This window comes from Leuconostoc carnosum (assembly GCF_007954525.1).
GTDB classification, from domain to species: domain Bacteria; phylum Bacillota; class Bacilli; order Lactobacillales; family Lactobacillaceae; genus Leuconostoc; species Leuconostoc carnosum.
The window spans coordinates 366,059-378,041 of the sequence record NZ_CP042374.1 but is presented as its reverse complement, the minus strand read 5'-3'; the positions used below and the strand labels follow the sequence as shown (position 1 = coordinate 378,041).

At 34.6% G+C, this 11,983-nt stretch carries 8 protein-coding genes; all 8 read left to right on the top strand.

Features of this window, described 5'->3' with window-relative positions; translation table 11 throughout:
• Positions 1-91: 91 nt before the first annotated feature.
• The 8 genes from FGL89_RS01785 to FGL89_RS01750 all read left to right on the top strand — a co-directional run bounded on the left by FGL89_RS01785 (position 92) and on the right by FGL89_RS01750 (position 11,918).
• Entirely contained in the window at positions 92-3,205 is a 3,114-nt protein-coding gene (locus FGL89_RS01785; RefSeq protein ID WP_147000317.1) for a bifunctional glycosyltransferase/CDP-glycerol:glycerophosphate glycerophosphotransferase, read from the top strand.
• A 54-nt stretch (positions 3,206-3,259) separates the two neighbouring features.
• Positions 3,260-4,447, top strand: a complete 1,188-nt coding sequence (glf, locus tag FGL89_RS01780) for a UDP-galactopyranose mutase (protein ID WP_135197277.1) — start codon at positions 3,260-3,262, stop codon at positions 4,445-4,447.
• Between the two features lie 32 nt (positions 4,448-4,479).
• Positions 4,480-5,439 carry a glycosyltransferase family 2 protein gene (locus FGL89_RS01775; protein ID WP_041773147.1) on the top strand — a complete coding sequence of 320 codons (960 nt, stop codon included), beginning with the start codon at positions 4,480-4,482 and terminating at the stop codon, positions 5,437-5,439.
• Between the two features lie 13 nt (positions 5,440-5,452).
• Complete coding sequence (gene tagD, locus FGL89_RS01770) at positions 5,453-5,884, top strand: glycerol-3-phosphate cytidylyltransferase (RefSeq protein WP_014974121.1); 432 nt, start codon at positions 5,453-5,455, stop codon at positions 5,882-5,884.
• 43 nt (positions 5,885-5,927) lie between these two features.
• Positions 5,928-7,676, top strand: a complete 1,749-nt coding sequence (locus FGL89_RS01765) for a CDP-glycerol glycerophosphotransferase family protein (protein ID WP_135197279.1) — start codon at positions 5,928-5,930, stop codon at positions 7,674-7,676.
• Positions 7,673-8,581 (top strand): glycosyltransferase family 2 protein, encoded by a 909-nt coding sequence (locus tag FGL89_RS01760; RefSeq protein ID WP_135197280.1) that lies wholly within the window; start codon positions 7,673-7,675, stop codon positions 8,579-8,581. The genes FGL89_RS01765 and FGL89_RS01760 overlap by 4 nt, the downstream gene beginning before the upstream one ends.
• Before the next feature lie 36 nt (positions 8,582-8,617).
• On the top strand, positions 8,618-10,345 hold the full coding sequence (locus FGL89_RS01755) for a putative glycosyltransferase family protein (RefSeq protein ID WP_147000316.1): 1,728 nt from the start codon (positions 8,618-8,620) through the stop codon (positions 10,343-10,345).
• 124 nt (positions 10,346-10,469) lie between these two features.
• Positions 10,470-11,918, top strand: a complete 1,449-nt coding sequence (locus FGL89_RS01750) for an NCS2 family permease (RefSeq protein ID WP_014974126.1) — start codon at positions 10,470-10,472, stop codon at positions 11,916-11,918.
• The last annotated feature ends 65 nt before the right edge of the window (positions 11,919-11,983 follow it).

Genomic DNA, 11,983 nt, shown 5'->3' with positions numbered 1-11,983 from the left:
TAATTATTAAAAAACAGTGTTTATTTTTGGTATAATTACTTGGATATATAGTTTCAATCTATTATACATAATAAAAATTAACGAGGTTTTCATGGATATTAAATTATCAATTATCATTCCTTTCTACAATGTGTCAGATTACCTAGCGGAGGCAATAGATTCAGTATTAGCACAGAAAGGATTTACATCCGAGATTATTTTGATAGATGATGGATCAACTGATGGTTCTCATGATATTGCGGTAAAGTATGCTAATGAATTTTCAAAAATTCGTTTAATAGTTCAAGAGAATAAAGGACTTGGGGCGGCTCGAAATGTAGGTGTAAGTCATGCTACTGGTGAATATATTGTTTTTCATGATTCTGATGATTTGGTAATTGAGAATGTATATAGCCAAATGTTATCACAAATTGATACATCGCAATCTGATTTTATTGTGGGAAACGTGGCACGTATAAACAATGGGGGAATATGGTATTCTGGTTTGCATAAGCATGCTTTTCCAAATACTGTATCTGGCGTAACTATTTTCTCCAATAATGAATTAATCAATGACACTACTGCTTGGAATAAAATTATTCGACGTAGTTTTTGGGAACAGCATCAGGCTAAATTCCCAGAAGGTGTCTTATATGAAGATATTCCAATTATTTTACCGATATATATTCACGCAACAGTAGATGTATATTCTAATTTAATGTATCTTTGGCGCAGCCGCCCGGCTGGAGATGCCTCTATTACGCAATCACATGATTATGATAATATTCATGATCGTATGTTAGCTGTGAATCATGTTTACAATGTTTTCCAGCAGGATGCACCATCTTTAATTACAACATACAATGAAAAAATTTTAACAAATGATTTTCAAATATACCTACGTGAGTTTTATAAACAAGATGAAGAGTTATTTGATTATGTTTATCTGCAGGTACAAGAGTATCTGAACCATGTGTCTATTGAGACGCTAGAAACACTATCGTTAAATTTACGTATCCAGTATTACTTGATTAAATCAGATAAAAAAGAGGAGCTTTTAACTTATCTGTATCAATATCGTAGTGGTGAAGTGGTTAATGTTTTAGTGAAATTCAAAAATCAGTCTGTTATTATGAATAGTTGGTCTAAAATATTACCTGAAGAATTAAAGTTTGTTAATGCTGATATAGATTTTTCAGCTAAAGTTAATCATGTTCATTTTGAAGATAATAGTTATGTCGTTAATTTTAGTCAAAAATTACCTTATTTATTTACAAGTGTGCCTAGTTTTACACCAGTATCTAGTGTAGCTAATAATACAATGGTTCTAAACAAACGACATTCTATTTTTAAAATGTTCTTAATTGAAGTATTTGCGGCTGAAGAAATTTCAAAGTTAAAAATTAATGGTGTTAAGACATTTCCTTTTAAAAATTTGATTGGTCAAGTATTAAAAAAGTTGTTAGGGTTGAAGAGATTCCAAAAAATGCGATTACAGACTCGAAAGCCTAGTTTACCTTATGAGTTGAGAATACCTCTGTCAAAAGATTTAATCGGAAATGTCGAATTAGTTAGCGAGACTGAAAAACATATCTATCTAAATGTGAATTCTGAAAGACCAGCTATTAGAACGATGCCGGTGGAAAATCCTATATCTATTGGTACCGGTGTAGATGCAGAATGGCAGTTTGTTTTCAAGAAGCAAAGTAACAATGATTTTGAATTGATTTATGATCGACGTAATGCTATAAATGTTGAAGCAATAATTGTATCAGATGGGTTTGATATTATATTTTTGGAAAATGAGAATACGGATTATGAATTAGTACTTGTGAACACAACGGATACAAATATTATTCATATGAATGACGACCATAAATATCACATTGGTGGTGAGTACAATGAAAAATATTATCAGATTTTTACTCGAAAAAGCCAAACTGATGAGCTATTGCCTATTAAATTAGTTAAAACGAAAAATCACTCCTATGAACAAACACTCGCTCTGAAAGACCGTGTGATACAGTTGCAAGAAAGGCAACTGGCAACAACGTTAGTATTCAAGCAATGGGAGCCTCTGAATTGGTATGAAGGAACTAGATTGCGTAGGCAGACGTATAAGGGAATAATCTATCCTCTATTACGGAAATTACCTTTAAAAAACGTTATGGTTTATGGGTCATTCTGGGGTAAAAACTTTTCTGATAATCCACGTGCTATTTATCAATTTGTAACTGAGAATAAATTATCATATAAGCAGGTTGTCGTATTGCAACATAATTTAGGGCAGTATGCTGATTTAGACAATGTTGATTTTGTAAAGCCTGGAAGTTTTAGATATTATGCGTATTTGGCGCGTGCTCGTTATTTGTTTAATAATGTTAATTTTGATGACGACTACATCAAACGTAATGATCAAATCGAAGTACAGACAATGCATGGAACACCACTTAAGAAACTTGGTCTGGATTCTCCAGGAGAAATAATGCCAAGTGCTGTGGACAAATATGTTGCAAAGAATCGTAGATGGGATTATCTGACTGTCCCAAGTGACTATGTTGCTGAAATTTCACATTCAGCATTCCAACATAACGCTACTATTCTACCGATTGGTTATGCTCGAAATGATGAACTTTTTATCAAAAATACTGATGAATATAAAGAAAAAATAAAAAAGAATATGGCGTTGCCATCAAATAAGAGAGTGGTACTCTATGCCCCTACGTGGCGTGTTAGAGGGGAGTTTATACCGCAAATTGACTTTGATGCCTTAAGAGAGCAAATAACAGAAGATACAGTTCTAATTTTAAAGTTGCATCAATTTATGTCTACCGCTAATATACCTGATAACCTTAAGGATTTTGTAAAAATTGTGTCTGACGAGATTGAAATTAGTGATCTTTATTTAATAGCAGATGTTCTCATAACTGATTATTCATCAGTTATGTTTGATTATGCCGTCTTGAAAAAGCCTATGATTTTTTATGTTTATGATTATGAAAAATATAGTGAAACTATGCGACCTTTGTATTTCGATTTTAAGGAAGAAGCTCCGGGTAAGTTAGCATACACACAAATAGAATTGGTTGATGCGTTGAATCATATTAATGATTACGAAAATGATTATTCAGATAAAATTAGTGCATTTAGGAAAAAGTTTATACAATATGATGATGGTAATTCACGTCAGAAACTATTAGAAACAATTGGGGCATTGAAAAAATAATTAATTAGCATACAGACGTAAAAAAACTAGTTATTCAGGTATAATAGGTATATTATGACAAATAAATTTAATACAAAAAACTATGACTACTTAATTGTTGGCGCGGGGCCTTTTGGGATGGTATTTGCCTATGAAGCAGCTAAGCGAGGTAAGAAATCATTAATCGTTGAAAAACGACCTTATATTGCTGGTAATACCCATACCCATACTGAACATGGCATCACAGTGCACGATTTTGGTGCACACATTTTCCATACAGATAATAAAGAGGTGTGGGATTACGTCCGTCAATTTGCTAATTTTAATGGTTTTCAAAACCAAGTTGTGGCTAACTACCAGGGCACGCTGTATAATTTACCATTTAATATGAACACATTCTACCAAATGTGGGGGACTAAAACGCCAGATGAGGCTAAAGCTAAGATAGAAGCTCAGAAAACGGCAGCTTTAACAGACCTTGGCGATCGACAACCACGTAATTTAGAAGAACAAGCGATTTCATTAATTGGTACAGATATTTATGAAAAGTTGATCAAAGGTTATACGGAAAAACAGTGGGGTAGAAAAGCTACCGAACTACCGGCTTTTATCATTAAGCGATTACCTGTTCGTTTTATATATGACAATAATTATTTTAATCATCGCTATCAAGGCATTCCAGTGGGTGGGTACACACAAATATTTGAGAACATGTTAGCGCAGTCTAACGGTCTTGTTGACGTGTTAACTGATACAGACTTCTTTGACCATAAAGAAACTTTGTTAGCAGAATTTCCACGTGTTTTGTATACTGGCATGATTGACCAATTCTTTGATTATCAATTTGGCGAATTAGAGTATCGGTCATTGCGCTTTGAGCATCAAGTGATAGATTCTGATAATTACCAAGGTAATGCCGTGATCAACTATACTGATGCTGAGACCCCATATACGCGTGTGATGGAATGGAAGCATTTTGATGGGTTGTCTGATCAAGGAAAAACGATTGTGACGAAAGAATATCCACAAGCTTGGAGTCGTGAGAAAGAGGCTTATTATCCAGTAAATGATGATAAGAATACTCAGATTTATAAGCAGTATGCGCAAGAGGCACGCAAGCATCATCCTGAAATTATCTTTGGTGGACGTCTAGGAAAGTACCGCTATTTTGATATGGATCAAGTATTTAATGATGCTTTCAACACGGTTCGTGAGGAATTTAGTATTACGCAAGAGTTTAATTTTGCTCATGATTTAGTATGATGATATAAGACGTTAGGGGATTTTAGGGCGATATGGCAGATCAAGTAAAAACCTATCAAACACAAAAGATGGATATTTTATCGATTATTGTGCCTGTTCACAATGAAGAAGAAACGATTGAAATTTTTTATAATACGGTAGAAAAGTTTAAGAAAGAAATAGCGGCAGTCATTCACTATCATTTTATTGATGATGGGTCAACGGACAAAACAATTAGTATTTTGCGGCAATTATCAGCAACCAATGATAATGTGCATTACATTAGTTTTTCTCGTAATTTTGGTAAAGAAGCTGGGTTGTATGCTGGTCTGCAACAAGCTGATGGTGATTATGTCGCGGTGATGGATGTTGATCTTCAAGACCCACCGGAATTGTTACCGCAAATGTTGCGTGAAGTACAAGCGGGTGACTATGATGCTGTGGGAACACGTCGTGCTGATCGTGATGGGGAAGCTAAGCTCCGCTCATGGTTTTCATCGCAATTCTATATCTGGATGAATAGAATTAGTCAGACACAATTGGTTGACGGCGCACGTGATTATCGTGTAATGACACGACAAATGGTTAATGCTATCTTGTCATTGAGTGAAAATCAACGTTTTAGTAAGGGAATATTTACTTGGGTCGGATTTAAGACAAAATATATTCCTTTTGAAAATCGTGAGCGAATAGCTGGTAATACGTCATGGTCATTCTGGTCACTATCTAAGTATGCGATTGAGGGAATTGTTTCATTTTCAACAGTACCACTAATGTTTATTACTTTATTAGGGTTTGTATCATTTGGTATTTCATTAATCAGTGCCGCCTTTATTGTGATTCGAGCATTAGTTGATAATAACAGTGTTGATGGCTGGCCATCACTGGTCACCATTATTTTGTTTATTGGTGGTATTCAGTTACTAAGTTTGGGCATTATAGGACGCTACGTTGCAGCAATATTCTTAGAAACCAAACATCGACCAATTTATATTACTAGAGAAGAAAAGTAATGAGGTGAACATTATGAAACGTGTTATTACATATGGAACTTTTGATATGCTACACTACGGGCATATTAATTTACTAAAACGTGCCAAGGAAATGGGCGATTATTTAATCGTTGCTTTATCGACGGATGAGTTCAATTGGAATTCAAAACAAAAGAAAACATATTTTTCATATGAAAAACGTAAGCAACTACTAGAAGCAATTCGTTATGTTGATTTGGTCATTCCAGAAGAGTCTTGGGACCAGAAAACTTCGGATGTTAAACTATACCAAGTTGATACTTTTGTTATGGGTGATGATTGGGCTGGACAATTTGATTTTATCCAAGAAGAAACAGATGCTAAAGTTGTTTATTTAGCGCGTACACCTGAGATATCAACAACACAAATTAAAAAAGATTTAAATCACAAAGATTTAGTAACAGAACACCAATCGAAAGTGGAATAGTACGTTAAATCAGGTATAATGAAAGGCGGAGACGTCTTTTTTTATGTTTAAAAAAACTTTAAATCATTTACGCTATCTTAAAAATGATCGTAAGTGGCAAAAAACACGGTATCTCAGTGTTCTTACACTAGAGGGTACCGCTAAACAGTTTTATGACACACATTATGATGATTGGCAAGTTGATCATCATTTATTTTTGTACGACGTGCGAGACGGACAGCAACTAGATGATTCACCTTTTGAGTTGCTACGCTATTATTTAGAAAAATACCCTAAAACATTGCATGTGATTGTAGCTGCTGAAAAGCATATCGATAATATTAAGCAAGTCTTATATTTTTGGAATTTACAGAATGATATTCGGATTATAATTGTTCAACAGTTTTCTAATCAACATATGCAATATCTTTTAACAGCAAAATGTATTATTACCAATGCCATGATTTTTTCCAATATTTTAGTTAAACGTGGGTCACAAATTTTGGTCAATACTTGGCATGGTACACCACTTAAAAAAATGGGATATGCTATGCCTGGTGGTGTCATGGGTTCTTGGAATGTTATTCGTACGCTGATGATGACGGATTATCTTGTATTACCTAACCAATATACAGCAGATATTTTCAAACGTGATTATCGTTTAACTGGTTTATTTAAAGGTGAGTTTGTAGTAGCAGGTTATCCTCGCAATGATGTTTTAGTCAATGGTATGCTGGATGATCAACTGAAAAAAATGCAAGTAGAATTAGCAACAGACCAACCTGTTATTTTATACGCGCCAACTTGGACGGGAGACTCAGCAACGTTAGATGGCACACATAATGGGCTTGAAAAATATCTTGATGTGTTACAGAAAATACAAGCTAACTATTCAAACTATGCAATTAAATTCAAACCACATCCATATGTTTACGAGTCCATACTTAACGATGACCGTTTTGCTAAGTATTTGATACCAAGTTGGTTAAATACAAATGCTTTATTAGCATACACGGCGATTTTGGTTACTGACTACTCATCGTTATTCTTTGATTTTCTGGTCACTAAACGACCAATTATATTTTTAGACATTACAGATAATTATCAAAGTGAACGAGGCACATATTTAGGATCAACCACATTACCTGGTCCTTTTACAACAAAAGTATCGGATGTGATAGAGTGGATTGGTCAGATAGATCAAGTTCAAATAAATCATCATGAGCAGTACCATCATTTTGTTAACGAGTTTGTATCTGAAGATGATGGCAACGCAACGCAAAGAGTTGGTGAATTAGTTCAGCATGAGCTCAAACTCAAAACACGGGGGAATTTATCTGTATTAGTTAATGGCGAAGATTTTTCTACTGACAAATTCAGCCCCCTTGTAGCAAAAAAAATCAGTAATAAAGTGGATGTTAGTATTGTGGTCTATGTCAGTCACTTATTGGATAATTGGTATGGGAAGCAATTTTTTAGTAATGTTGATGATACAGTGTCCAATACACGTATTTTCGTTAACGATGACATGATAATTGATGGTAATTGGCAGCAATTAAGTATTATCGGGCAACGTGTGGTAGGCACACAAGCTTTTGACGCCTTACTGATAGAGCAACAAGCTAGTAGCTTGCATCAAAAAACCTTACTCACTTTATCTGATACCGTAGTCATGGTACCAAACACACAACGTGAGCAGTGGTTGTTGGCGCTGAATTATCAATACATATCATCAATAAATGACTTAGCCATTTGGCAAACAACAGCGGCAAATCCTGCAATTTTGTCACAAATTAAAGAGGAATTAAAATGAGTGAAGCAACAGTATCAGCGGTTATTGTAACGTATAATCGTCTTGAACTTTTAAAAGTGTCTATTCAGAAAGTCTTAGGGCAAAATACACCAGCGCTAAAGCACGTGATTATTGTCAATGGTGCTAGCACAGATGGCACGCGAGAATATTTAGATAGTCTAGCAGATAATCGTTTGATTATTGAACATTTATCTGAAAATCTTGGTGGTGCCGGTGGCTTTAACTGGGGGATCCGACAATTCTATGAAAAGACACAGGATGATTTGGTTTGGGTAATGGATGATGATTCAATGCCTACAGAAACTGCGCTCTCAAAATTATTAACCATGTTTAACGCTAATTCAGATGCTGGTTGGGGTGCAAGTAAAGTCAATTGGATTGATGGCGAATGGTCGAAAATGAATGTACCAGCCCCAGCAGATGGTGGAAAAACGGCTGTTTTTTATGGCCAAGATAATTGGGTCCCTATTAAACATGCAACCTTTGTGTCAACGATTTTTAAACGTGAATTAATTCAAAAAACTGGATTACCACAAAAAGAATACTTCATTTGGGGAGATGACATTGAATTCACAGAACGCTGTTCACGTGAAATGACAGGCTATTTTGTACGTGATTCGATTGTTATTCATGCAAGTAAATCTAATCCTAATCCTGGCGATATTGTTGGTGAGTTAGATGAAGCGCGTTTACCACGTTATCTGCTAGAATATCGTAATCGTTTGCTAACATCACGTCGTCGTCACTCGTTATTCAAATTTATTAAGACATTGGGGCATGGTGTTTTAGATTTTATAAAAACATTGTGTCTTCCTAGCGTAAAATATCGTTGGCGTAAATTAAAGATTATAATTCGAGGTACAATCAATGGCTTTAAGTTTCATCCAGAGATTGAAAAGGTTTAAGTTCATATGATAGAACAATTTTCAAAGAGATTTATAATGTTAATAAAGGAAAAAGAAAATATTTTATATTTGAGTGCCACAGTTATCTTAACGGGGGTACTTTTTGGCATTAATATATCTGCACAGTCTATGACCTGGTCCCAAGATGTTTGGTTTCATCTTTCCAGAATACATGAGATAAATGTTGCTTTAAGTCATGGACAGTTACCATCTATGGTCAATTTTAATTCCTTTAGTTCAGTGGGACAAGCAGTCAATGCGATGTATCCTAACGGGACACTAATATTACTGGTATGGATGACGCAGTGGTTGTCCCCGATATCCCAGTACTTTGCAATTATGGTAATACCTATTCTAGTGGGAAGTGTATGTACATATGTAGTTGCTAAACGAATAGGTGCTTCATCTTTTCAGGCTTTTGCCTTCTCAATGATGATTTCTTCTCTTATGAGGCCTCAATTTAATAATGTGCAGACCTCACTTTCGATGATTTTCACCACTTATGCTATTATTTTATCATTTTATGCATTGATATTAATGTCTAAGAGCTTTAATATTTCGGCAATACTATTGCTCAGTATCGCTGTGTCTTTAGTGGTGAACACACATATACTTTCTACAATTTTACTAGTATTATATCTGATAGTTTTGACATTATATTTTTGGCATCAATCAGTAATTAAGGTTGATATGTTAAAACAAATTGGAATTGCAGCACTAATTTCAATAATACTAAGTGCGTATTCACTGTATAATATCTTTGTAATGATGGGGAACAAATTAACCCAACCATTCAATTTTAAACTAATTAATGGTACTTTGAATTTAGATAATCTATTTTCTAGTGCAATCAACTGGCAGTATTCAACTAGTTTTTCGCTCTTTTCTCTGATGGCTCTTTTTATAATTTGCATAAAATGGCATGAGCTAACTACCACTATTAGGTACTTGAGTATCATATCTGGTGGCTTAATATTATTAATGACTGCATTAGTACCATGGGGAGCCTTGCAAAATTCGTTATTTTCAATAATACAGTTTCCTACACGTTTTATGGTTTTTACCAATGTAACTTTGCTCATAGTTTTACTACTGATCATCATAAAATATGGTAATAATGCATCAAACTGGTTGATGATCTTTTTAAGCATCCTCATAATAGGAAACAGAATTGTTAATAATTGGCAGTATCGTCAAGAATCACTAGTAGATTTATCACCAAAAATATACCATCGAGGTGTATTTGATCTAATGAAGTCATCACGGATTAGTAATTCAATTATTAGAAGAGACGACTTTTTTGAATTACGTAAATATCCAGAGTATTTGCCACAGCAATCATTAGTAGTGAAATCAAACAGAAATAGCCTGTTGAAACCTGATAGTCAGCAAATGAGAACTTTTAACCATGAAGCATTGAATCAAGGAACGTTGATAAGAGGAAAAAAATTAGCTAGTACAGCAAATTCTGTTACATATTCTTTTGATAAAGTTAAATCTGGAGAGTTAGGTGTGCCATTCTTTGCTTTTACAAATTTAAATTATCAAATTCAGGTTAATAACAAAATCAGTAATTATAAAAAAAATGACCGTGGGACACTGAATGTGCATATAAAAAATTCAGGAGAACAAGTTATCAAAGTTTCCTTAATACAACCACTTGTTGTCAAACTTTTGTGGGTAATAGGTTTAATTGGGTGGTCTGTCACATTCATTGTACTATTACTGCCAAAACATAAATTGAAGTTAAAAAGTAATAAATAATTCTGACACAATTAACTTAGTTTTTTAAAATAAAGTATATTTATAATTAACTATTTAAACATGCGTAATTAATCATCACAATTAGTAGTCAAATTTTCACATATACGGGAGAAGTAACAATATAATGTCTAATTTTTTTAAGTTATCAGAAAATAAAACGACGATTCGTCGCGAAATTTTAGCTGGTATTACTACATTTGTCTCAATGGCCTACATTTTCTTTTTGAACCCACAAATTTTGGGTCAAACTGGTATTCCTACGCAAGCTGTTTTTCTGGCTGCTATTTTAGTAGCAGTATTTGGTACATTATTTATGGGATTATTTGCTAATGTACCTTTTGCTTTGGCGCCAGGAATTGGTATGCAGGCTTACTTCACATATACAATTGTATTTGGTTTTGGTTTTACATGGCAGCAGGCATTAGCGATTGTGTTCTTAGTTGGTGTAGTAGATATTGTTATTACATTAACGCATGGACGTAGAGCTATTGTTAAAGGCATACCAAACGAATTAAAAGCTGCCATTGGTGGTGGAATCGGTTTGTTTGTGACCTACATAGGTTTAAAAAATGCAGGGTTCATTAATTTTATTGTTGATCCTGAAAATATTAAGACGTTAAATGGACAACCCTTTACTGGCAAAGGGGCGGATAAAATACATACCATCTTAGCAAATGGGGGTGTTACACCTGAATTGAGTAAATTTAACGATCCATCTGTTTTATTAGCATTAATTGGTTTCATTATCTTAATCGTTTTAGTTATGCGTAAGATACCGGGCGCTTTTTTGATTACGTTAGTCGCCACGACCCTTATTGGTATTCCAATGGGTGTTACTAACACACATATTCAGCCCGGTACGTCAATTGGGTCTGCGTTTGATTCATTGGGTCATGTCTTCGGCCAAGCTTTGGGAGCAAATGGTATTGGATCGTTATTTACTGATTGGCATCAGGCATCGCTGGCAATTATCACAATTTTTGCTATGGGACTGACCGGATTATTTGACGCAATTGGCACTTTAATTGGTATTGGTAATCAAACTGGCATATTCTCGCAGGCAGATACGAAAGCATTCGAATCTGATACGGGTATCAATTCAAAAATGGATCGTGCGTTAGTTGTCGATACATTTACTACTGCATTCGCAGGTATTGCTGGTACGTCAAACACAACTACTTTTATTGAATCTGCCACTGGTGTTGCAGCTGGAGCCCGTACAGGTCTAGCTAACATTGTAACTGCGATTGGTTTTGCATTGATGATTGTTTTTGCGCCTCTAGTTGGTGTTGTGCCATCAGCAGCAACATCACCCTTACTCATTTTGGTAGGGATCATGATGATGGGAGAGTTTAAGAAAATTTCTTGGCAAAACCTCGAAGTTGCCATACCAGCATTTTTCACTTCAGTATTTATGGCATTTTCATATTCAATTTCATATGGAATTGCAGCCGGATTCATCATGTTTATTATCGTTAAGTTAGCTTTAGGCAAATTTAAAGAATTATCGCCTGTATTGCTGATTATATCTGCGTTTTTCTTAATCAATTTTATAGTACTTGCATTAATGTAAAACATTCTCATAATATTTGTACTTGTTTAAAAACTAAACCGCCTAACAGGTGGTTTTTTTGATAC

What these genes read in the sequence shown, in the direction of transcription:
- FGL89_RS01785 (WP_147000317.1), top strand. Translation starts at nt 92, where the DNA reads ATGGATATTAAATTATCAATTATCATTCCTTTCTACAATGTGTCAGAT.
- glf (WP_135197277.1), top strand. Translation starts at nt 3,260, where the DNA reads ATGACAAATAAATTTAATACAAAAAACTATGACTACTTAATTGTTGGC.
- FGL89_RS01775 (WP_041773147.1), top strand. Translation starts at nt 4,480, where the DNA reads ATGGCAGATCAAGTAAAAACCTATCAAACACAAAAGATGGATATTTTA.
- tagD (WP_014974121.1), top strand. Translation starts at nt 5,453, where the DNA reads ATGAAACGTGTTATTACATATGGAACTTTTGATATGCTACACTACGGG.
- FGL89_RS01765 (WP_135197279.1), top strand. Translation starts at nt 5,928, where the DNA reads ATGTTTAAAAAAACTTTAAATCATTTACGCTATCTTAAAAATGATCGT.
- FGL89_RS01760 (WP_135197280.1), top strand. Translation starts at nt 7,673, where the DNA reads ATGAGTGAAGCAACAGTATCAGCGGTTATTGTAACGTATAATCGTCTT.
- FGL89_RS01755 (WP_147000316.1), top strand. Translation starts at nt 8,618, where the DNA reads ATGTTAATAAAGGAAAAAGAAAATATTTTATATTTGAGTGCCACAGTT.
- FGL89_RS01750 (WP_014974126.1), top strand. Translation starts at nt 10,470, where the DNA reads ATGTCTAATTTTTTTAAGTTATCAGAAAATAAAACGACGATTCGTCGC.